This window comes from Hyperthermus butylicus DSM 5456 (assembly GCF_000015145.1).
Lineage (GTDB): Archaea > Thermoproteota > Thermoprotei_A > Sulfolobales > Pyrodictiaceae > Hyperthermus > Hyperthermus butylicus.
This window is the reverse complement of the sequence record NC_008818.1, coordinates 565,544-587,719: the sequence shown is the minus strand read 5'-3', so window position 1 is coordinate 587,719 and position 22,176 is coordinate 565,544. Positions and strand designations below refer to the sequence as shown.

Below are 22,176 nucleotides of genomic sequence, written 5' to 3'. Positions count from 1 at the left end.
ATAGTGGCCTCCCCAGCGCCGCCCCATTCTCCCATCTCCTTGCCGAAGGGTGTGTAGCTGGCATGAAGTATAGCCACCCGGAGAGCCTTGCAAGGTTCGCCGTGGAGATACGCAACTCTGGCTACCGTGGCCTCGCTGTAGTTCACAGCAATAGGCTCCAGTGGCTGCTGAATACTACCGCTGAAGTGCTGGACGGTAATTGTATAGCTGTGGCCCCCCAGTCCCTTGCTGTCCCCAGGCGTTGCAGGCCCGGCTCTCCTGGCGGGTTTGAGAGGCTACTTGGCAGCGAGGCCGACTACGTTATCATTGCTACCGACGGCTTGCTACGACCCAACCTTGTGGCAGGCCTCGCAGGAGTAGTTTCCTCGGGAGGAATGCTGGTCATCATGGCACCGCCGCTGCACGAGTGGAATCCAGGGCCCAGTGGCGGCGTGGGGGGCTACCGTCGCTACCTCCTCTCCTCACTGCGCGAGGCTAGAGTGCTCCTCTGGGCCGACGCTGATACCGGTGAGGTGTACGCGTACCAGCCACCCAGGGGGAGAGCCCACGAGTGGCTCCTCGGCCCCCGAGGCTACGAGCCCAGGTTTGGAGCGCCGAGGAGGCTCCTCGGGCTCGCCGCCACGCCCAGCCAGGCAGAGGCGCTGGACAGGTTCAGTCTATACCTCGACGCTGGCTATCGCAGCTTCCTGGTAACCGGCGACCGGGGCAGAGGCAAGAGCTACCTGCTAGGCCTAGCTGTCGCCCTAGCCGTAAAGCGTGGAGCAGCTGGCGAGGCTGTGGCCGTCGCACCTAGCCCTGCTAGCCTAGCGAGCTTCTACAAGGGACTCATTCGCGGCCTGCGAGTCCTAGGCCTACGTTACCGCATCCGCCGAGTCGGCGGCGATGTCGTAGCTGTTACGGGGCCCTGGGGTCGTATAGCCTACGCAGCTCCCGACGATGCTAAGCCAACCGGACTCCTTGTAGTCGACGAGGCCGCCGCCGTGGGAGTTGCAAGGCTCCGTAGACTAGCCTGGAAGAGCGGCAGAGTGCTGGCTGCAACAACGATACACGGCTACGAGGGTAGCGGCAGAGTGTTCCAACACATGGTCGAGGATGTGCTCCCCAAGCCCCTTGAGAGGGTTGAGCTACGTGAGCCGATACGCTACCCGCCCGGGGACCCCCTCGAGGACTGGGTTAACAGGGTGTTCGTGCTAAAGCCCGAGCCCGACTACCCAGCTCCAGCCAGTGTTGATGAGTGCAGGGTTGAGCAGCTAGAGCCCCGCAGCCTCGCCGAGCAGCCGGAGGCTGTTAGGAGGCTAGTCCAACTCCTAGCGCTAGCTCACTATCGCACGGAGCCCGACTACCTCCTCGTCATCCTCGAGTCCCGAAACCACATACTTCACGCCCTAGTCTGCGGTGGCAGTCTAGCAGCTGCGGCCGATGTGGCACTGGAGGAGTGGGGGCTAGAGGAGCCCGCGAGGATCGCTCTTAAGATTCTGTGGCTCCAAGCAGACAGTGCGGCAAAGGAGCTGAAGGCTGCCAGGATCGTGAGGATAGCCGTCCACCCCGAGCTGCAGCGCCGCGGCCTTGGCAGGAAGCTGCTAAGCGCTGTCGAGGACTGGGCCCGCGGCAAAGGAGTAGACATTGTTGCCGCACTGTTTGGCCGCCACGACGTCATAGGGTTCTGGGTTAAGACCGGCTACACACTGTTCTACGTGAGCCCCCGCTACAACAAGGCTACGGGCGAGAAGAACCTCGGCTTCGCAAAGCCCCTAACCCCCAAGGGTGCAGAGGTGCTCACGAACGCCTCCAGGAGGGCACGGAGGAAGCTAGTTCTAGGTGCACATAGCACCTACCGCGACCTAGCAGCAGAAAAGACGGCTATACTCCTGAGGGCTACCCAGCCCCTCCACGATGCGCCGATAGTACTCGAACAGCTGGACCACAAGGCGCTCAACACCTATATGGAGGGAGTGGTCGAGCTAGAGCAGGTAATAGACTCCGCATACCTAGCCACGGCATCAGCCCTACTGGCAGGCTGCGAAGACAGACTAGATGACCGCAGCCTAGTAGCGCTCGTGGCGAGAATACTTCAAGGAAAACCGATCGGTGAAACAGCGGAAATCCTGGGAGCCAGCGTAGAAGAAGCACAAGCGCTCCTGCGGGAAGCACTCAAAGCATTAATTGGGTGCAGGAGGAGTAGGACTCAACGTCGGAGCCCGTGAGGAGGCACCTCCACGCTACCCCGGCGCTGACAGTAACGGGTGAAGAATGGGCAAGGTGCCGAGGCTCTTGTCTATGTTCATGCTCTCCAGCCGATTCCTCGTGCACTCGACTGCTTCTCTATCAACTATGTCGCCGGCTCTATGTCTTCGGTGCTGTAAGCGCGTTCGCTGAACCGTGGACATGGAGATTGTAGGCTTCTGCCCAGGCTTCAAGGATCAATATCTCGCCTAGAGCTCTGGATAGCTTTCTCGCAGCCCGGCCAGCTATAAGTTTAAGCTATAAATATAGAGTAGGATGTAGAGCTAGGATGTTCACTGTATCAGGGCTCCAGTAAAGTCTAGGGCTCTAGATCCGAGGCCGTGTCAAGGGCCGCTCTAACAATAAGCTTCTCTGTTACTCTGAGCCTCCTGCTCTGGGATCCTTTCACCCACCTTCCATCGTGGTGTAGTTCGTCGGATACGGATGCTATGACGGTTAGCCTCACGCCTCTATACCAAGCCGCTGTCATCAACGCTGTGGACTCCATGTCAACCCCATATACGCCCTTTGACGAGTACTCTACAACCCTGTCAACGGTCTCCCGGAATATCGCGTCGGTAGTCCAGACACCTCCCTTAACGATCCTAATTCTCCTCTTCCCCCTTCAACCCTATAGCACGTCTGTAAAGAGCGTCGGCCAGTTCGGCATCAGGTTTCGGGATGAAATCCGTGTCGGGAACGTAGTGGAAGCTTACACCCTCCTCGCGTAGCCCCCACGTTGGAACAAACACGTCGCCTACACTCAACGTTGGGTGGATAGCTCCAACTCTTCCAACAACCACGAATACGCTTCCACCCATAGCGGCGAGTACTTCGAGTACTGCCACAGCATCAGGAGAACCGGGATACGGAAGAGCAACGAGCACCTCCTTGCCACGGTAAACGCCCATAAAGCTCTTGAAGAGCCACCCGCTCAGCTTCACAGCTCCTAACATTCTCAAGCACGTTTTTCGCTTTAGCAAGTAATGCGGGGTGAAACGTGAGGACTATCTTCTTGCCCTGTAGCACCCTGTCCTTCTTGAGTTCATAGGGGTCTATGACTGGTTTCCCGTGACCGAACCTGAAAACCATCCCCGGCTAAGCCCCGCACATTAAGTGTTCAAGCAACCGACTATGTCGAGGGCCGTATAGCTGGGCAACTCTTAACCCTTCAGCGAAGTACAGAATATTCTTGGAACGCTCTTCTTCACGGTTTTCCGATCATTCCTTTTGGTACCTTGCTGTCAAGCTCTGCTATGCTGTATTGTTGTTAATCCAGGCATTGTTTAGACTTAGGGGTGGGCTAGATACTGTATAAGTGTAGTGGTCTCCAGGAGGTTTGCAATGATATGCAGATAAGGGATTCTGGATGGAGGTTTGCTACAGCGCTCGTTGGTCTAGACATGTCTCCATCGTCTGACGTGCTTGTAGAGTGGCTTCCAAACCTGAGACTCCTCGGCACAACAACACTTATACTTCTCCATGTCGTGCCAGAGCACATTGTGGCAGAACTTTTGGCTGGGATAGTGTCTGTTGACAAGGTTGTTGAGGAGCAGAGGAGGAAGGCGTTGGGGAAACTTGCAGAGTATGCAAGCATGCTGGAGCGCTACGGGTTTGAGGTGGAGGTGCCGAGGCCCAAGATTGGCAACCCAGCTGGATGGATAGTGAGAGCCTCCGAGGCATACGGCGCGGACTACATAGTGCTAGGCTCCCGAGGCCATGGCCTCCTCCGCGAACTGCTACTGGGCAGTGTTGTCGAGGAGGTACTCCACGCGTCACGTAAACCTCTGCTCATAGCAAGGATACGGAGGAGCCCGGACGGCGAGCCAGTACAGCCACCCCCGCTCAAGGGCACCGTTGTAGCAGCCATAGACTTCAATCTCTACCTAGAAGACGTGTATACATGCTCGGTAGAGGTTGCTGAGCATACAGGGAATCCTCTTACACTGCTACATGTACTCGAGCCAGGCGAAGACCCCATCCTCGCAAGGGAGAGGCTGGAGAAGCTTGCAGAGAAAGCGAGACACCGTGGCCTAGCTGTGAACACTAGACTCCTCGAAGGGAAGCCCGGTAAACGGATAATAGAGGAGGCAGCAAGGCTAGACGCTGCACTAATCATTGTCGGCCCAGGTTTGAGCCGCACATCACCGATAGGAGCTACGACAGAGACTGTGGTGCGTAGGGCTCAGACAAACGTGCTAGTTTGTCGCAGAGCACCCGCAGTCCAAGAGTAACCAGGGGAGCACGCGCGGGCGAGAAGAGCGTGAAATGAAAAACACGTAAAAACAAGTTCGGAGCCAGCTTGTCGCACCACTTCGGCCCTCTTAGAGGGTTAGCCTTGCTCTGGTACTACTACCTCTAGGAAGCTGAACCTGGTACCACCGTAGAATAGTGGGCCTGCATAGTTGTCTGGGTCTAGGTAGTCTGGCGCCCAGCCGATGATGTATACGTCGAAGTCGCCCTTCTCGGTCTTTGATAGTAGCGTTGGCCAGTTGAGCGCCTTTACGCCAACCTTGAAGCCTAGCTGGCCCCATGTCTGCTGTAGCAGGGTGGCTATCTGTTCGCGCTGTGCGTTACCCTCGTTGTACCAGATCTCGATGTTATACTTGGTTGGGTCTATACCGCTCTTCTGTATCAGCTCCATAGCCTTGTCTAGGTCGAACGTGTACTTTATCACTATGTCATCGTTGTGGCCTGGGAAGCCTGCAGGTATGACACCATATAGCCTCTCAAGGAACCCGGAGTATACCACCTCCTTGATCTGGTCGAATGGTATAGCATACATTAACGCCTGCCTTACAAGCCTATTGTTGAATGGCTCCTTGTTAGCGTTGAGCACTATGTAGACTATCGCTGGCTCTAGTCCGCCAGTCTCCACCTCTATCTTGAACTGTGGGTTGTCCTGCAGCTTGTAGTCTCTAACTTCGTCAAGCCTATCGAGCGGCACAACTGCTGTGTCGGCCTGGCCAGCCTTGTAGATCTGCAGCCTTGTTACGTGGTCGTTGGCTATAAGGTAGATTACTGTCTGGTGGCTTGGCACACCATCCTTACCATAGGGCTCCATGTACCATAGGCTCTTGTTCCAGTAGTATGGGTTGTACTTTAGCACTATGTAGCTATCCTCCTTGTACTCGGCAACATAGTATGGCCCGGTGCCAATGGGGTATTTGTGGAGGTAGAGGTGCGTCGGCTCCTGCTCACCCGTGCCTATATAGTTGGCCCACGCTGCCGGGTTCTTGCCGTACTGGCTTGCCTCCAGGGCCTCCTCATATTTGCCCTTCAACTCGTCGACATTGTCAAACAAGTACTTCATCGGGATGACTATTAGGAATGGGTCGCTGAGTATGCTGAGTATCGGGCTGTACGGCATGTATAGCTTGAGCATTACAACACCAGCAGTCTCACCATCGTAGCCGAAGAATTCTAGCAGCTCCTTCAAGCTCTTAGGCTCTATCGTCTGGCCCTTGTAGTCTGCATAGAGGCCGCCCTGGGCTAGTATCTGGTCGAACTCCTCCTCAGTTAGCACCTTGGAGTTGTTTACGTCAATGAACTCTGTAACCATCCAGCTCGGGTCTAGGCCTAGCCTCGCTACACGCCATATTGTGAATAACACGTCTACAGCACTTATATCGTAGACCTTGTTGTGCCATGGATCGTAGGCCTTTACACCGCCACGTATCACGAAGTACCAGGTTGTACCTTCCTTATCGTGTACCCATGCAACAGCTAGGTCTGGTATAACCTCCTTAGTATCATCCTTCCAGTAGGTTACTAGAGTGTCACCAATGTTGTGGAATATCGCCCAGCCGAAGGTCTCATAGTCTGCTGCTGGGTCGAAGGTGTCAGGCCAGCCTATAGTTGCTATCACGTATGTTGAGGGGTCATTCTTGTAGCCACCAAACTCCAGGTTCTTCACAGGCGCAGCTGGATCCTCCCATAGCAAGTCGTAGCGCTCAGCTAGTGTTGGGTGATAGTAGCGGCCGTGCACCCAGCTCCACTGACTACGCACAAGCATATACTGGCCAAGCCAGAGTATTGGTACCTCGTAGTTGCTCAGCTTGTAGACAGCTTCATAGAGCATTTCACGTATCTCGGGGTTGGTCTCCTTTCTCGCAGCTATGATTAGTGCGTCTATCGTTGTGTTCCTATAGAATGCTGGGTTTATGTCGGAGAAGCCTACACTTTCTTCTACCGGCTTAGTGTTCTCCTCATCAACCTCGTAGCGGACAATTATCAGCTTCTTGCCCTTAGTATCAATCGCGTTAACTATGTCCTCGACAGCTACATCCTTTGGTGCAACAGCGATTACAGCCTTGCTAACCTCTATAACCTTGACCTCGGGTGGAAGCTGAGGCTTTGCCGCCTGTACCGGTTGCTCTTCAGCAGGCTTTTCTTCTGTTGGTGTTGTTGTTGGTTGTTCTGTTGGCTGTTCGGTTGGTGCTGCAGGCTTCTCCTCAGGCTTGGAGGCAAAGTAGACCGCAATACCAGCAACAATAACAACAAGCACAACAATACCAGCTATTAAAGCCGCACGACTCGCCACAACTCCCACCCATATGTCTACGGGCTACCTATTCTATCGGGTTCTAGCCTACCCCTTGGCCCCTTTAAAAAGCTTTTATTGTTGTGCAAGCGTGGGATTTGACTATGCTTTACCCTGTGCTCAGATGTATAGACGTCGGAGGAAGTTATGGCGAAGCAAGCGGAATTGATGGCTCCAGGCAGTAGTTGAAGGGTTCTAGAGTGGGAACGTTGTATATTTTACGTGTATTCAATAATGTATATATACTTTGTAATTAGATACAAGCTAAATAGTATTTTTGAATAGTATTTTTGAATACTGGGCTTTGTGCAGGGAAGCACTAATAGGGGGCAGCCTTATCCCAGAGCCCGGAGCCAACATGTACGAAGTATCATCTCAGTAGCGCGGGTGAATGGGGGTTAGGGAATTGGCCAATCTACGCCGCTTCCTACTCCGCAGACTCATAACGTTCGTGCCAACAGTGATAGGTGTTACATTCCTCGTCTACATTATTGCTGTACAGATACCAGCTAATCCAGCTAGGCTATGGGCTGGCGGCGAGAAGGCTGACCCCGAGGTTGTCCAGAGGCTTATCGAGGAGTACCACCTCAACGACCCCTGGTATGTACAATACTACTTCTTTCTCAAGAAGGTGCTGAGTGGTGAGGCTGTGAGCCCTGTGACGCACACAAATGTCTGGGATCAGATTATGGAGAAGCTGCTGACGGTTACGCTGCCTCTAACACTATTCGCATTCCTATTCATAATAACTATCGGTATACCTCTAGGCATAATAGCCGCCATCAAAAGGGATACGTGGATTGATGTTGTGATAAGAGCTTTCGCCCTCATCGGAATATCGACGCCAATCTTCTGGCTAGCCTACCTTCTAATTTTCGTGCTGCAGCCACGCGGCCTCATAAGCCTTACAGGATTCCCAATGCCAGACTATAGGATTACCGGCATACCGATACTAGATGCCTTCCTAAAGATGGACATCGAGTACATAGTATTGTTTATCAAAAGAATGTGGCTGCCGGCATTCATGCTCGCCTACGGCGGCATAGGCTTTATAACAAGGATCGTGCGGAATAGCTTCCTCGACGCGTTTAGCGGAGAATACATAAACTTCATGGAAGCCCGTGGCTTTCCCCGTGGTAGAATCTACATTCACGTGCTCCGAAACGCGCTAACCCCCGTTGTTACAGTTCTGGGCTTAATGTTTGGCGGGCTCCTGGCGGGCGCGCCGATTACTGAGACCGTCTTTAACCTGCCGGGGCTTGGCACGTACATGATCAGGGCGATACACAACTTCGACTACATAGTGTTGATAGCAGCTGTGCTATTCATAGCACTGATATACGTGACTATAAACTTGATCATAGACATACTTTACGCCATCATAGACCCCAGGGTGAGATACTAGAGGGAGGTGAATACACATGCCCGAGTACGTGTACGAGAAGAAGATCCTCGATAGGCTTGCTGACAAGCTGGTTGATGGGCTTGCAATAGTCATAGACCGTGTTAGGCCTGGCTGGAAGCTGAAGAACCAGGGCCGGCTCGAGGAGTGGAAGCTAATGCTATACACGCTCAACCGTTCACCTCTAGGCCTTACTGGCCTCGTGCTGGTAGCTGCATTTGTAATACTTGCAATCATTGGGCCATACATCGCCCCGGTAAGCTACGATACCCAGTTTATCTTCTGCGAGAAGACCAAGAAGCCTGGCGAGTTTGAATCCAAGCTAGCGCCTCCAGGTACAACTATCGAGATACGAAATAGCACATACTGTCGTAGGGTAGGGCTGGAGCCCGGCAACTTCACATTCATACTTGGCTCGGATAACTTTGGTAGAGACCTTTACAGCAGGATACTCTATGGTGCACGTACAAGTCTTGTCGTCGCAATACTTGTAGTTAGCGTAGGCGCAACCATAGGTATACTGTTGGGGCTCGTTGCAGGCTACTATGGCGGCGCTGTTGACGAGGTTATAATGAGGATTACCGATATATTCCTCGCGTTCCCAGGGCTAATACTAGCTATAGCCTTCTCAGCAACGCTACCCTACGCGCTGCAAGGGGTCTTCGAGCAGTACCCGAACATTGCTACCATCTTACGCTACCTATTCGCTGTCAAGCCTGAGCATGAGCCCGCACTTGCCAGCCTGGCATCTGTAATAATTGCACTCTGGATGGTATGGTGGCCATCCTATACGAGGCTCGTGCGCGGCATGGTGCTTAGTGTAAGGGAGAACACTTACGTTGAGGCTGCAAGGGCTCTAGGCGTCTCCACTCTAGGCATAATGTTCCGCCACATATTGCCAAACATGATTGGCCCTGTACTAGTATACGTAACGATGGACATGGGTGGTGTTATACTCACGGAGGCTGGACTAAGCTACCTAGGCCTAGGTGTTGTCCCGCCGCTAGCTGACTGGGGCAGGATAATATTCGACGGAGCCCAGTACTTCCCCCGAGCTTGGTGGCTAATATTCTGGCCAGGCTTAATGATATTCCTCACAGTCTTCGGCTTCAACTTGCTCGGCGACGCTCTGAGAGACATACTAGACCCTAGGACTAGGAGGAGCATAGAGTTCAAGGTGAAGAAGGTGGTTGAGGCTGAGGAAGAGGCAGCTGGTGGGGGTGGCGAGTGAAATGGGTGGCGGTATGCTTCGCTGCCGGGACCCCATAGTCGAGGTTCGCGACCTGTACGTCAACTTCTACACGTATGCCGGCGTAGTCAAGGCGATCTACGGTGTAAGCTTCTGCATAGAGAGGGGCGAGACGTACTGCCTGGTTGGCGAGACCGGCTGCGGCAAGAGTGTAACCTCTAGGGCGCTAACGAGGCTCATACAACCTCCTGGTAGGATTGAGAAGGGCGAGATATACTACTACCCAGAGCCGGGCAAGAGGATAGACATTATGAGGCTGAGTGAGGAGGAGCTACGCCGCATAAGGGGTGCTGAGATAGCATACATCTTCCAGGATCCAGGCTCAGCGCTAGACCCACTATACACTATTGGCTACCAGATCTCGGAGACCATGCTTGTACATGACATGATAAAGAAGATAAAGGAGGGCTTCACAAGGGCCGTGGAGCTCTTGAAGAAGACGTTGATACCAGACCCGGAGAGGAGGGTGAAGTCTTACCCCCACGAGCTGAGCGGCGGGATGAAGCAGAGAGCAGTGATAAGCATGAGCCTTGCAAACAATCCCAAGCTAATAATAGCCGATGAACCTACGACAGCGCTAGACGTGACTATTCAAGCTCAGATAATGGAGCTGCTACGCGAGCTCAAGAGGAGGGAGGGTCTAACCCTGCTACTCATCACACACAACATGGGCCTCGTAGCAGAGATGTGCGACCGAGTTGCAGTAATGTATGCTGGCATCATAGTAGAGGAGGCACCCACAGAGGAGCTGTTCAGCAACCCTCTGCACCCTTACACTCAGCTCCTCCTAAGGGCGGTACCGGACCCCACGAAGAAGATAGAGAAGCTGGAATCAATACCGGGCACTGTGCCCAACCTCATTCACCCGCCGCCGGGCTGCAGATTCCATCCACGATGTCCCTACATGGCAGAGATCTGTCGTCAGGATAGGCCGCCGGAGATATGGGTTAACGAGAGGCACCGCGTAGCCTGCTGGAGATACATAGACAAACATCCCAACCCAGCCAGGCTTATCCATTGATTTTATTTACGCTAAGCCTTCGGGTTGTATGATGTATATAAGGCTGTGCCGGGCCCCCCAACTTGAGTCTCTAAGCCGTGTGAGGTGCCGTATAGGTGGCTCGCGGCAATAGTGGGGAGGTATACAGAGAAGCTGTCAACAGCCTTGCAAGAATGTTTCCAGGCGAGGAACCCCACGTACTTGTCTATAGGCTTAAGAAGTACTTCCCTGTAAGGGGGTTCATCAGGGTTAGTGGCTGGGTCAAGGCCGTAGATGATGTCTCGTTCATTATTCCACGCGGCAAGACCATTGGGCTTGTAGGGGAGAGCGGCAGCGGCAAGACGACTATTGGTAGGCTTATTCTACGCCTCATAGAGCCGACAAGTGGCTACGTGTTCTTTGATGGACGGAACGTCTTCGAGCTGAGAGGTAAGGAGCTTAAAGCATTCCGGAAGAAGGCGCAGATGATATTCCAGGACCCATATAGCAGCCTCAACCCAAGGATGACCGTTTACGACATAATCATGGAGGCATTGAAGGTCCACCGGGTAGAGGTTGGAGACCCCTACGCATACATTGTGAAGCTACTAGAGGAGGTTGGGCTCAACGAGACCCACGTCTACCGTTACCCCCACGAGTTTAGCGGCGGGCAGAGGCAGAGAATAGCTATCGCAAGGGCTCTCGCGGTAAACCCTGAGTTCATGGTGCTTGACGAGCCCACAAGCGCTCTCGACGTATCGGTGCAGGCTCAGATACTAAACCTCCTAAAAGAGTTGCAGGCAAAGAGGAAACTGACATACCTCTTCATAAGCCACGATCTCGGCGTCGTGAGGTACATGAGCGATTACATAGCAGTCATGTACCTGGGCAAGATAGTCGAGCTCGGCCCTGCAGAGGAGGTGTTTGAAAAACCGCTACATCCCTACACCAAGATGCTACTAGCCTCCATACCCATACCTGATCCCGCCAAGGCCCGGGCAAAGAAGCCGATAAGAATAGTAGGCGAGCCTCCCTCCCCCATCAACCCGCCACCCGGATGCCGGTTCCATACACGTTGCCCCTACGCCAGCGAAAGGTGTAGGAGGGAGGAGCCACCACTCGTCGAGGCCGAGCGCGGCCACTGGGTTGCATGTTGGCTCTACAGATAGCCCACAGCTAAGGACTATACATTATTTTCTCCCCTTAGGCTATAACAACTACACCAGTAGCTTGCTGGAGGCTGGTGTATAACATTGAATCTCAATCTTGCAAAGCTCCTGGTTATTGCTGGCATCATTGTATCCCTCCTGAGTTCTGGACATCCTTCAGCAGCTATTATCGGACTCGTACTGTACCTTGTAGGCATGTACGGCTTAGCCTCGTACTACGAGCAGAGCGAGATACTTCGCTATGCGCTTATCTCCACGGTAGGCTTCCTGGCTGGCGTAGTAGTTGCCGTGCTCGTAATGGGGCTCGGCTCGATATTCGCTGGCCTGCTCGCCGGACCGCCGGGTTTTGGCACTGCGATAATTGCTGGCCTCGTCCTACTCTACATCTCCATGCTCGCAATGGGATACTACCGGAGAAGGCTAATGGAGATCCTAGCCAGATACGGGGACGAGGGCCTCGCAAGGCTGACCGGGAAACTCTACTGGTACGGTGCAATACTAACTATAATCATTATAGGCTTCATAGTCCTCCTCATAGCCAGCATCTTAGAGCTGGTAGTAGTAGCTACACTACGCAGCCGCTAGAACACCGCCATCTGGGAGCTACACGCCCTTAGTATTGTTTGTAGAGCTTGCTGTCCGGTGGGCTGCTAGCAGTGCTACGGCGGGAACTACTGCTGGGAGTGGTACATGCCCAGCTGCAAGTTTCTTCGCGGCAAGGAGTCCCGGGAGGGGCGCTACAGTGTTTATACCAACATACCCTGCTATGAACAGGATGGACAGCATTGTGAGAAGCTTCTCGGAGCCCTGTAGGGCCATGGTGGTTTCTTGCCTCCAGCCTAGCGGGGCCCGCGTAGGATGCTAAGATGAAGACCTTATCTGTAACTGTTACAGCTCTTTCATAAATACTTGCTGCTACATAGCCTCTTAGGGGCTGGAGCTGGAGAGAAATTCCTCACAACGCATGCCTTTATTATGTGGTGCTGTGTAGTGGCGCGGGTTAGGCTTGGCCTAGCCCAGTTTGAGGCTGGGCGCAGCGGGATTGAGAGTGGAGAGAGGCTCCGAAGACTCCTCTCCCGCTACCGTGTCGAGGCCGACATTATAGTGCTACCCGAATACGGTAATGTGTATCCTGCTGGGCTCCGTGCAGCCGAGGTAAGGGCTCGGGCTGAGAATCCCAAAGACTCTCCATTCATAAGGTTTCTCGAGGAAATTTCATCCGAGTATACGGCTGTGATAGTCTCGGGGTTCCTTGAGCGGAGCGGGGACTGCGCCTACAGCTCCATAGTGATGGTGGAGCCGGGCAAGGAGGTGCAAGTGGTTTACAGGAAGACAGTGCTCTTTGACGCGCTGGGCGTGAGGGAGTCAAAGAGCCTTTGCCGGGGTGAGCAGCCGCCGCCGGTCCTCGAGGTGAGGGGGGTTCGGGTTGGGTTTATCGTGTGTTTTGAGCTGCGCTTTCCCGAGCTGGCTCGCAGCCTGGCTCTCCGTGGCGCAGAGCTTGTAGCAGTACCAGCTGCCTGGTACCGTGGGAATCTCAAAGAGGAGCATCTCCTCGTCACTGCTAGGTCTAGAGCTCTCGAAAACACAGTTTACCTTGCAGTAGCCTCGATGACTGGGCCGCACTTCACTGGACGCAGCATACTCGTAGACCCAATGGGTGTTGTAAGGCTCGACCTGGGATCCGAGCCGGGCTACGCCGAGGTCGATGTAGACCTGGACTACATTAATGAGGTGCGTAAGCAGCTCCCATTACTAGAGCTACAGCCCAGGGCATACGAGATATACACAAGAGCTCTTAGGAGAGATTAGCATGTTACGCGTATCGTTATGCGAGTCCTAGTGCTACCAGCACTGGGTATACCGCTGTGGAATAGATTGCTGCAATCAGTATGACTTTCACTAGCTCGCGACGGTTAGCATAGCCCTTCACGGCACCTCCAACACCGAGCACTAGTAGCACCATGCCTGCAATGTTCGTTAGCAGGTATCCCAGGTAGAACCCGTACACGAAGCGGAGACCAGCTAGCTCAAAGAGCTTTCCGGCAAGTATAGCGAGTGGGATGTTTACAAAGAGGTCATTCCACCACGACAGTGGGCTGAGGATGTAGCCCACAACAGCAACGAGGCCCCAGCCAAGCCTAACCCGGAGCTCCTTCCTCATATCGCCGTGTTGTGTTCGACGGAGAACTTGCACATTCATTCACCTCCAGTCCAGCGGGCCCAGCCTCCATGGCGGTTACGGGTTAGTTCTGGGGAGGCTACCGGAGTCCATCCTACACCTTTCTTTCTATTAGTAGTGATACTCCCTGCCCTTAAGCCTATCCTCCAGGAATGGTCGCGCTTGTATCAGCTTCATAACCTAAAATCTGGCGCCTCTATAGGTCCCACGTGGAGGGGAATACTTGGATATCGTGGCTACGATTCCGGCATATGTTGAGTGCAGGATTTTAAGGAGGGTTAATCGCTTCGTTGTAGAGGTTGAAGCTGAAGGAGAACACATACTAGCCCATAACACGAATACTGGTCGCCTCCTCGACGTGCTTGTGCCCGGTCGCCTTGGGCTCTGTAGGCCCTTGGAGAGGCCTGGTAGGACCCGCTACCGGCTCTTTGCGGTAGAGTATGCTGGCGGCTTCGCGGTTATCGATACGAGGCTCCAGGAAGAAGCATTCGCCAGGGCGGTGGAGCTAGGCCTCATACCCTGGCTGAGGAGCTGCAGGGTTGCCAGCTGGAGGCCCCGGCTTGGCTCCTCGGTGCTCGACCTCCTGCTGGACTGTAGGGATGGGAGGGTATACGTTGAGACTAAGAGCGCAGTGCTAATGGGTCCCAACGCCACGGCTATGTACCCGGATTGCCCCACGCCTCGTGGACGGAGGCACATACGCGAACTCATAGAGCATGCCAGCCGAGGCTATCGTGTAGCCTTGGTCTTCATCGCCGCACTACCCGGCGCTAGGAGGTTTAAGCCAAACCCTGAAGGAGACCCGGAGATACCGGGTCTCATAGCCAGGGCTACCAGGGCTGGGGTGCTGGTAAAGGCGGTGGGCATGGATTTTGACCCCGAGCAGCATGGTGTAAGGCTCTACAACACAGACTTACCCGTTGCACTGGACTAGCAGTCCAAGTGTGGACCCTCCGGGAGCTGGGGTACAATTTGTCTTGGAGACTGTATGGCTGGAGGAGGCTAGCTCACGGCTCGTCACTGGGCTCTTCCGCCTATACCGTGGTGACCCGTTTACACACTTCTATGCTGTCTACGACCTAGTCTACCACCCAGATGCGACCACAGGCGTCCTCCTAGCAGGGATGAAGGCTCCCTTGTAGGCTACGTTGTAGCCTATAGGGCTAGCAGAGATAAACTATTCATACACGTTGTTGGAATGCTAGGCCCGAACACTTGAACTCCCTTCTCCAGAGGCTTAGCGACAAGTATGGAAGTATCATTGTGCAGCTTCACGGCTCCTCGACAAGGCTCAGCTGGGGCTTCAAGGCTGTACTCGAGCACAACGGCTACAATGCCAGGGGGAAAACCTATATTGACATGGCCATAGACTCGCCCAGACTCTTCAAGCCCTACCATGCCCCGGGCGTACGCGTGGTAGAGCTTGGGGAGCAGCATGCAGCAGACTATGCAGAGGTTGAGGCCACCCGTGGCAGGAAGCTAAGCCCCGAAGAGGCCTCGAGGCTGCTCAGAACTCTGGGCTGCTATGGCGCCTACGTCGAGGGCGTTCTAGCCTCCATAGCATGTACATACATCCGGATGCACGATATATGGCTCATAGGCAACGTCTACACGAGGCCGGAATACCGTGGACGAGGCTTAGCAAAGGCCGTCACGAGTACGGTTACGGCTAGAGCCCTAGCCTGTGGTGCTAAGCCCCTGCTGCATGTTGAGGCAGGCAACAAGCCAGCCATAAGGGTCTATGCGCGGCTCGGCTATAGAGCCCTAAGAGCTAGACCGTGGATATTCGCGCATCGGGCCACGCTGTAATACAGCTCCAGCAATGGGGCTGCTTGCAACCTCCTCGAGGAGTATGTTGATAAGATGCTATAGCTACGCGGGGACGTCGGGGCTGGGCGCCAGCTACGGGGCCGTCCACGGCCCTCCCCGGGATGGGCTGGCGCCGAGCCGGCGACGGCCGCTACCCACCTCTTGAGCCCTTCGTGTCTGCCTCTAGGTGCCCCAGAGCGGTAGTGTTAGGAGGTAGTGTATGACTAGCGAGGCTGTAGCGTATGTGAGGGAGTAGCGTAGGAACTCTCTGGGTGATATTCTGTGGCCCGCCTTCTCGGCCATGGTTACTGCAACGTATAGTGCTGGGGCTGCTACTATCGTCGCGTTGCTGCCTAGAGTTGCAGCCCACGCCATGGCCCAGTAGAGGGGCCACGCATCGACCCCCGCGAGGTTTGCAGCATTACGGACTATGTAGAGGAATGTGAGAAGAAGAGCATCATGCTCAATCATCGTTGATAGAAGCCCGGTGACCCAGTAGAACACCGTATAGGCGGCTACGCCGCCGGCCTGAACGTAGGGTTGTAGGTGCTCGGCAGCTCGCCGCAGCACACCGGACTCCTCGAGCCCGCCTACGAGGCTGAATAGGAGCGCGTAGAACATTAGCGCACGCCACTCCACATCGCCGATAATCTCCTCAAAGGACGGTACTCTGCCTCCTAGCCGTCTCCAAACCTCAACAGTTAGTGCTAGCAGCGAGGCACCAGCAATGGTTATGAAGCCCAGGGGCACGCCGAGCAAGGGCCTTAGAGCCATAGCGGCTACGGTTGCCGCGAAGAAGAATACCGAGATGTTTAGAAGCCTCCGATCAGCCCCCACTCCACTGCTACTAGTCTCTGGCAGCTGGAGCATCGAAGGTTCACGCCTTATGAAGAGGAAGTACATCAACCCAGTTACAGCGAGGAATGTAATCGTGAGTAGTGGGAAGCTGCTAGGCTTGCCACGGCTCCATATGAAGTCTAGGAATTCTGCACCTGCCACACTGTGGAGAAGCTGAGGCGGCAAATCACCCATCAACAAGGCTGTACCCATGAAGTTCGCAGAGAACCCTATCATGAGTACCGCTAGGCCTATGTTCGCCCCATTCCTCCGAGCAGCCTCTATGACCATTGAGCCTAGGAGGAGGATTACAAGCACATTATCGACGAACATCGATATAAAGCCAGCTATGAGCATGAGATATACCAGGAATAGACGGTAGTCCCTAACCCTCCTAGAGACGAAACGTACTACAGCCTCCGAAAACCCTGCACGGTTAAGGTAGGCTGTTATCATCCACATACCGAGCAGTATCATTATAACATTCCAGTCCACAGCGTGAAAGGCGTCATCCGGCCGATAACCCGCCAGCACGACCATCGCTGTAAGCCCGACTAGAGCGACAACCGTTTCATCGATAATCCTGGCATTTATCGCGACAATAGTTGCTAGGAATACCAGTAGCGACAGTGCCTCCGAGACCATCTAAGCACCCATGCAGCCCTGTACACATCAACCGTATAAGATAAGCTTGGCGACAGAAACCGAAGGCACACAATACATCCACGAAACTTATACCTACAAGCACAAACTGTTGCCCGAAGGTCTAGAGAGTCAGGAAGATCGCCAAGGCTGCCGAGACAACGGCAGCCCCGGCTCTAGGGACTATGTCACCATACCATCAACACTGACTATATCCCCTGGCATCGCAATGCCCCAGCAAGCCTCACACTCCCGTCAACCTCAACCACTATCACATTCAGCCCAAGCCAGGAGCTGCAGCCACAAGCTCTTTTCCGACCCTCCTACACCAATCTCCTAGCTTACCACAACCATGCTCTTCTACGAGGGATGGCCCATGGGGAACATACAACAGATGATATAGAGAATGTAGAACACTTGGTAAGAAGATACGAAGATATGGGTTAGGGTTGGGATAGCCGGGCTGATATAGAAGGGACGAGCTTGCATTGTTACTAGGATTACACGAGCGAAAAATACTATAGTTAAGCGTTTCCTTATGCTATGCTTTGCTGCTTCTATGCCTAATTATCTCTCTTAGCTCCCGTATTCGTTCCTCGACGCTTTTCAGCTCCTCCTGTAGCTCCTTGAGGTCCTCCTCTAACATCTTCTTGTACTCCTCTAGCATCTCCAGCTCTTCCTCGGGACTCTGTGGGATTGGTGGCATATAGTACGGGTATGGTGGTATCGGCGGATAGTATGGGTATGGAGGGTACTGGTAGGGGTATTGTTGCTGCTGGCTCTGCTGTTGCTGCAGCGGTAGCGGTGGGGGCGGCGGGGGTGGTGGCGCGTAGTACACAAGCCGCCTCATCCACCTATACCAGTAGCCAAACATGGCTCCCGAACCTCTCCCCCATCCCCTACCATGGCTTGGGGGCTGTAAGTGTTCGGCTAAACCCTCTTGGACCCACCAGGGGGCTCCACCGCCTCCTCTACCCTTGCCTCTGCCCCAACCCCGCTGCAAGTGTCTCCAGGGCCCTCCTCCAGGCATCGATTACCGCCCTATACGCCTCTATTACTGCTGCGTAGTAGTATGGTGCTACCAGCATGCAGCTAGCAGCGTAGAGCAGCGCTGCTGGATCATAGGGGTATGGGTATGGCGGCGCAAGCAGTGCTGGTGGCCAGCATGGCAGTGGCATATATGGAGGGTATAGCTGAGAGATCATGGCCTACCACCAGGGCCAGGGGTACACGGGGTAGCTGTGTGGCCAGGATGCTGACTGCCAGTAGCCGTAGTAGCTGTAGTAGAGCCACGGCATTGGCCAGGCTGCTAGCCAGCGCCACCACCAGCCCATTAACCAGCCAGGCCGCAGCCATGGCGGCAGATGGCTAAACGGCCCCTTACCTGGCCATGGACCCCGCCACCACCAGCACCAACCACGGCCCCAGCCTAGCCGGGGACCCCACCACACCATAGCTTCCCACTAGTTCTGTGCAACTGCACAGAAGGGCCTCATATAGTTTTGTGCAGTTGCACAGAACACTTGTCTTAAACGCCTAGGTGCACCCATCCAATCAGGAATGCTGCACCCTACGCATGAAATCGACTTGCAAGGGAGAAGTATTGAGCCACCTGGGCTTAGCTACTGCACTATCTATGTGGCTTGTCCTGTTTACAGCGATTCCCTGTCTACGTCAACGGACACCCATCCAACAACACAGTTATTAAGATCCATGAGATGGAATCCAGGGAACAACTATTCTATACGAAGCTTATGATGATGATTACCTTCCTGGCTATGGCTGTATACACGCTAGATCCCAAGACTCCACACTTCAAACAGGTTTGCCTACAACATTCATGCTCATAATGATAGGTGGTATAATAACCGATAGCCTAGATGCTTGGATATCTACATCAGCTGGAATGGTTTGATCTCTTGGTTCCTAGAATGGAGTGGGTAGGAGTGGAGAAAGATAGGCTCCTATTTTTGACAGCACAATAGGCTTCTTCATAAACTCGCTGTTCGAGCTCAACACTTGTTGTAGCTAGGCACCGGGTAGGGATCCGGGTGCCAACCTGGATTCATTACAGCCATGGGGGTTGCATTGCAAAGTTGCATCCGGCAAACCATTCTTCAGAGAAAGCTTGGCTCACCCAGTACTCGTCCAACCCTTTTCTCGAGCTCTTCAAGCCACCAGGGAACCCTAATCTCCCTAATACACCTCGTCCTATCGTATCCCTTAATGTCCAATACAGGTGTACCATCGAAGAGGTCTAGACCTCGTACCCTTAGGAACCTACCCTTCCTCTCGACTAGTTCGACTATACTCAATGCTATAGGGTTGGGCCGGTGCGGCGAGTCTGTGCAGAAGACGCCAACCTCAGGTATACCGGTAAGGTCGACACCTAGCCTTTCAAGCCTACGGTGTCGCACCCGGAGGACACTCCTCTGCTCATCCGTGACTTTGTGTAGGTACGCTATAACTATTATGTGGGAAAACCCTTCAATACCATTCAGCCCTGCCTCATACTCCGGGAAAACCTCTATAACCCCTTCAACGCCATGTAAAGCCTTCTTCACCTCCTCGTCACTAGCATCAACACGAACCACACCAATAGGCTGAAGCCTAATCTCCAACTCCATATCACCACGTCGTGTAAATCATGGAGCGAGATGCAGGTTGCCATACAGATACTATAGGGCATAAAATAGTATTAATTCAGTATCAAACATCATAGCGCTGTGTGTATGGCTACAAGGCTGTCGTTCACGCAATCAGTTTCTAGGCCTAACACATCCCACGGTGCATAGGCTTACAGAGCTTATCTTGGTAATCAGCTATGGGAGATAGCCTCGTATTCTCCCAGCCCCTGGCTAGATTATGGGGGCTGGATAGGGCCTTGGCGGGTATTAGGCTTGTATCGTTTGATGTGTGGAATACGCTACTACGCTTTGAGGCAATTGCTGGATTTATTGTTGAGGGCTTGTCGGAGGCTACTGGGAAGCCTCTTAGCGCTGTGAGGACAGCCTTTGAGAGGGCTCGTGCAGAGGCTAAAAGGGCAAGGCTTAGGGGTGAGGGTGGCAATCCGCTGCTAGAGTCTCAAGAAATGCTTGCTGTGGCACTTGATGCTCCGCTGGATCGTGTCCGGCGGGGCATCGCTATCGGACTGCTACGGGCTATAGAGCATGTGGAGGAGATAGTTTACCCGGAAGCCCTCCAGGCTCTCGAAACAGCTGCAAGGATTGCTGGGAAGGTTGCTGTTCTGGGCAACGTGTTGTTCTGGCCCGGCAGCTATACAAGGCTATTGCTGGAGAAGGCCAGGCTTGAACACTTCATAGACTTCCAGCTCTATGCAGACGAGATTGGGCTCTACAAGCCCGATCGTAGAGCGTTTCTCCAGCTGTGCAAGGAGGCGGATGTAGATCCTGGAGAGGCTGTCCATGTCGGCGACGAGCTAACGGAGGATGTTGCTGGTGCTCTCTCGGCAGGCATGATGGCTGTCTGGGTTAACCGGAGCCTCAGGGAGCCAGTCTACATGCCCGAGGCCAGGCTAGCAGCTATACCGAGCCTGACACTCCTTGGGGAGGCGCTGCAGAGGCTTACACACTAACCTCTAGGGTTTTGTAAGTTTTCAACCAGCTCGCTAAGCCTTGAATCCCTCCTCAACGCCTCCAGTACAGTGTCACGGTCAGCCGCAAGCGTTATGATTCTTGTCTTGCCGTAGCGGCCTCTGCTTACAACCCTTGCCGAGAGAATGCCTAGCATATCCAGCTCGTTGATGATATCGCTAACTCTCCGCTGTGTAACGCTCTCCACTCCCACGGCTGAAGCCAGCTCCCGGTAGGCCGCGTATAGCTCGCCGGTAGTAGTGTACCCGTTCGCAGCACCGCTCGCAATGGCAGCTAGGAGCACTAGACGGGCATGGAGTGGCAGCGTCGAGACAACCTCTAACACTCTATCCCTCTCAAGCTGGCTCCAAGCCTTCTTTACATGCTCAATGGTGACTTTATCGGCATTCTCCCTCTCAGCAACCTCACCCGCAACCCTCAAGAGGTCCAGGGCCCGGCGTGCATCACCATGCTCCCTAGCTGCCAGCGCTGCGCAGTAGGATATCACGGAGTCGTCTACGGCGCCCGGCTGAAAGGCCTCCCTAGCTCTCTCCCACAGTATGTCACGTAGCTGCTCAGCGTTATAGGGCGGGAACACTATCTCCTCCTCCCCGAGGCTACTCCGGACACGTGCATCGAGCAACTCTACGAACCGGACATCGTTCGTTATCCCGACTATTGAGACCTTCGCGGCCCCAGGCGGCAACTCATAGCCTATCCTCGTCAGCTTGTATAGTAGGTCGTCGCCCCTACGGCGGACAAGCCAGTCAACCTCGTCAAGCACAACGATGAGCACACCCTGCATCCTCGACAATCCCCGGACAATCCTAGCGTAGACCTCTGCAGTTGAAAGCCCGGTGAACGGGACACGGACGCCTATCGAGGAGGCTATGTCCGCCAGCACCTTGTACGGTGTATCCCTCTGCCTGGTGTTCACGTAGGAGAATCTCACGGGAACACCAAGCTGCCTAGCCTTAGCCTCAAGCCTCCGCAACACGTAGAGGGTTACCGCTGTCTTCCCCGTCCCCGTGAGCCCGTAGATGAATAGGTTGCTGGGCTTACTACCCTTCAACGCCTGAGCCAGAACACTGGCAACCTTGCGTATCTCGTTCTCACGGTGGGGCAGCCTATCGGGTATATAGTCGGGGCTCAGTATGTCCCTGTTCCGGAAGATACGCGACTTCACAACACGCTCAAATATCTCCTCCAGAATATCCTCCACCAGAACCCCCAATACGCATGCTTCAAGTGCTGGAAGATACGGCATAAAACCCAGAGGGGGCAAGACCTCTGGGCAAGCCTCACAGGGACAAAGCCCCACGTACGGGGACCACATACCGGAACATTGCATGGAGACACCGTTTGCAATAGCACCGTATCGGTGTTCGCATAAGCGGACTCCCGGAGCCCCGAGGGTTGCACAGTATTTATCCGGCGATGGTTGATTATAACTACTGGTTTGCCTACAGTGGTCCAGTATGGTTGTTAAGTTGAAAGGCCTGGAGCTTACCTATGCGCTTGCAGCGCATGACTTACCAAACACGAGTAACA

General features: G+C 54.2%; 22 protein-coding genes. 12 read left to right on the top strand and 10 right to left on the bottom strand.

Going from position 1 to position 22,176, the window contains the following annotated elements; genetic code table 11:
- The first annotated feature begins 62 nt into the window (after nt 1-62).
- Nucleotides 63-2,204, top strand: coding sequence for a GNAT family N-acetyltransferase (locus HBUT_RS03180; RefSeq protein WP_011821789.1), 2,142 nt, complete (start codon nt 63-65; stop codon nt 2,202-2,204).
- A gap of 338 nt (nt 2,205-2,542) precedes the next feature.
- Here the strand turns inward: HBUT_RS03180 and HBUT_RS09990 are convergent, their stop codons facing one another.
- Nucleotides 2,543-2,794 carry a nucleoside phosphorylase-I family protein gene (locus HBUT_RS09990; protein WP_267195216.1) on the bottom strand — a complete coding sequence of 84 codons (252 nt, stop codon included), beginning with the start codon at nt 2,792-2,794 and terminating at the stop codon, nt 2,543-2,545.
- Nucleotides 2,795-2,828: 34 nt separating this feature from the next.
- Nucleotides 2,829-3,167, bottom strand: a complete 339-nt coding sequence (locus HBUT_RS09985) for a phosphorylase family protein (RefSeq protein ID WP_048061419.1) — start codon at nt 3,165-3,167, stop codon at nt 2,829-2,831.
- 405 nt (nt 3,168-3,572) lie between these two features.
- On the opposite strand from HBUT_RS09985, the gene HBUT_RS03170 reads away from it, so the two are divergent.
- Complete coding sequence (locus HBUT_RS03170; RefSeq protein ID WP_011821787.1) at nt 3,573-4,457, top strand: universal stress protein; 885 nt, start codon at nt 3,573-3,575, stop codon at nt 4,455-4,457.
- A 98-nt stretch (nt 4,458-4,555) separates the two neighbouring features.
- On the opposite strand, the gene HBUT_RS03165 is transcribed toward HBUT_RS03170, so the two are convergent.
- The gene (locus tag HBUT_RS03165; protein ID WP_011821786.1) at nt 4,556-6,775 is read right to left on the bottom strand and encodes an ABC transporter substrate-binding protein; all 2,220 of its coding nucleotides are present in this window, start codon (nt 6,773-6,775) and stop codon (nt 4,556-4,558) included.
- A 397-nt stretch (nt 6,776-7,172) separates the two neighbouring features.
- Between HBUT_RS03165 and HBUT_RS03160 the strand changes: the two genes are divergently transcribed.
- The 5 genes from HBUT_RS03160 to HBUT_RS03140 all read left to right on the top strand — a co-directional run bounded on the left by HBUT_RS03160 (nt 7,173) and on the right by HBUT_RS03140 (nt 12,150).
- The gene (locus HBUT_RS03160) at nt 7,173-8,171 is read left to right on the top strand and encodes an ABC transporter permease (protein WP_011821785.1); all 999 of its coding nucleotides are present in this window, start codon (nt 7,173-7,175) and stop codon (nt 8,169-8,171) included.
- 16 nt (nt 8,172-8,187) lie between these two features.
- Nucleotides 8,188-9,399, top strand: a complete 1,212-nt coding sequence (locus tag HBUT_RS03155) for an ABC transporter permease (protein WP_011821784.1) — start codon at nt 8,188-8,190, stop codon at nt 9,397-9,399.
- A gap of 1 nt (nt 9,400) precedes the next feature.
- A complete protein-coding gene (locus HBUT_RS03150) occupies nt 9,401-10,438 on the top strand; it encodes an ABC transporter ATP-binding protein (protein ID WP_011821783.1) in 1,038 nt (345 codons plus the stop codon).
- Nucleotides 10,439-10,590: 152 nt separating this feature from the next.
- Nucleotides 10,591-11,565 carry an ABC transporter ATP-binding protein gene (locus tag HBUT_RS03145; RefSeq protein ID WP_048061729.1) on the top strand — a complete coding sequence of 325 codons (975 nt, stop codon included), beginning with the start codon at nt 10,591-10,593 and terminating at the stop codon, nt 11,563-11,565.
- Between the two features lie 84 nt (nt 11,566-11,649).
- The gene (locus tag HBUT_RS03140) at nt 11,650-12,150 is read left to right on the top strand and encodes a DUF996 domain-containing protein (RefSeq protein ID WP_048061418.1); all 501 of its coding nucleotides are present in this window, start codon (nt 11,650-11,652) and stop codon (nt 12,148-12,150) included.
- A gap of 18 nt (nt 12,151-12,168) precedes the next feature.
- Here the strand turns inward: HBUT_RS03140 and HBUT_RS03135 are convergent, their stop codons facing one another.
- A complete protein-coding gene (locus HBUT_RS03135; protein WP_048061417.1) occupies nt 12,169-12,384 on the bottom strand; it encodes a hypothetical protein in 216 nt (71 codons plus the stop codon).
- Between the two features lie 171 nt (nt 12,385-12,555).
- Between HBUT_RS03135 and HBUT_RS03130 the strand changes: the two genes are divergently transcribed.
- On the top strand, nt 12,556-13,374 hold the full coding sequence (locus HBUT_RS03130) for a nitrilase-related carbon-nitrogen hydrolase (RefSeq protein ID WP_011821780.1): 819 nt from the start codon (nt 12,556-12,558) through the stop codon (nt 13,372-13,374).
- 16 nt (nt 13,375-13,390) lie between these two features.
- Here HBUT_RS03130 and HBUT_RS03125 read toward each other — a convergent pair whose 3' ends face one another.
- Nucleotides 13,391-13,759, bottom strand: a complete 369-nt coding sequence (locus HBUT_RS03125) for a DUF7980 family protein (protein ID WP_011821779.1) — start codon at nt 13,757-13,759, stop codon at nt 13,391-13,393.
- A 217-nt stretch (nt 13,760-13,976) separates the two neighbouring features.
- Here HBUT_RS03125 and sfsA point away from each other — a divergent pair, with 217 nt between their 5' ends.
- The 3 genes from sfsA to HBUT_RS08850 all read left to right on the top strand — a co-directional run bounded on the left by sfsA (nt 13,977) and on the right by HBUT_RS08850 (nt 15,553).
- Entirely contained in the window at nt 13,977-14,678 is a 702-nt protein-coding gene (gene sfsA / locus HBUT_RS03120) for a DNA/RNA nuclease SfsA (protein WP_228546784.1), read from the top strand.
- Between the two features lie 43 nt (nt 14,679-14,721).
- Entirely contained in the window at nt 14,722-14,886 is a 165-nt protein-coding gene (locus HBUT_RS09455) for a hypothetical protein (protein ID WP_153801368.1), read from the top strand.
- A 73-nt stretch (nt 14,887-14,959) separates the two neighbouring features.
- A complete protein-coding gene (locus HBUT_RS08850; protein WP_011821777.1) occupies nt 14,960-15,553 on the top strand; it encodes a GNAT family N-acetyltransferase in 594 nt (197 codons plus the stop codon).
- Between the two features lie 183 nt (nt 15,554-15,736).
- Here the strand turns inward: HBUT_RS08850 and HBUT_RS03110 are convergent, their stop codons facing one another.
- The 4 genes from HBUT_RS03110 to tsaA all read right to left on the bottom strand — a co-directional run bounded on the left by HBUT_RS03110 (nt 15,737) and on the right by tsaA (nt 19,659).
- Nucleotides 15,737-17,035 (bottom strand): SLC13 family permease, encoded by a 1,299-nt coding sequence (locus HBUT_RS03110; protein ID WP_011821776.1) that lies wholly within the window; start codon nt 17,033-17,035, stop codon nt 15,737-15,739.
- A gap of 538 nt (nt 17,036-17,573) precedes the next feature.
- Nucleotides 17,574-17,882: a hypothetical protein gene (locus HBUT_RS03105; RefSeq protein WP_228546757.1), complete on the bottom strand. Its 309-nt coding sequence runs from the start codon at nt 17,880-17,882 to the stop codon at nt 17,574-17,576.
- A 121-nt stretch (nt 17,883-18,003) separates the two neighbouring features.
- The gene (locus HBUT_RS03100) at nt 18,004-18,237 is read right to left on the bottom strand and encodes a hypothetical protein (RefSeq protein ID WP_048061416.1); all 234 of its coding nucleotides are present in this window, start codon (nt 18,235-18,237) and stop codon (nt 18,004-18,006) included.
- A 912-nt stretch (nt 18,238-19,149) separates the two neighbouring features.
- Nucleotides 19,150-19,659, bottom strand: a complete 510-nt coding sequence (tsaA, locus tag HBUT_RS03095) for a tRNA (N6-threonylcarbamoyladenosine(37)-N6)-methyltransferase TrmO (protein WP_048061415.1) — start codon at nt 19,657-19,659, stop codon at nt 19,150-19,152.
- A 257-nt stretch (nt 19,660-19,916) separates the two neighbouring features.
- On the opposite strand from tsaA, the gene HBUT_RS03090 reads away from it, so the two are divergent.
- Nucleotides 19,917-20,627: an HAD family hydrolase gene (locus HBUT_RS03090; RefSeq protein ID WP_011821773.1), complete on the top strand. Its 711-nt coding sequence runs from the start codon at nt 19,917-19,919 to the stop codon at nt 20,625-20,627.
- Here HBUT_RS03090 and HBUT_RS03085 read toward each other — a convergent pair.
- The gene (locus HBUT_RS03085) at nt 20,624-21,892 is read right to left on the bottom strand and encodes a Cdc6/Cdc18 family protein (RefSeq protein WP_110138736.1); all 1,269 of its coding nucleotides are present in this window, start codon (nt 21,890-21,892) and stop codon (nt 20,624-20,626) included. The two genes, HBUT_RS03090 and HBUT_RS03085, sit on opposite strands and share 4 nt — an antisense overlap.
- Nucleotides 21,893-22,176: the final 284 nt, after the last annotated feature.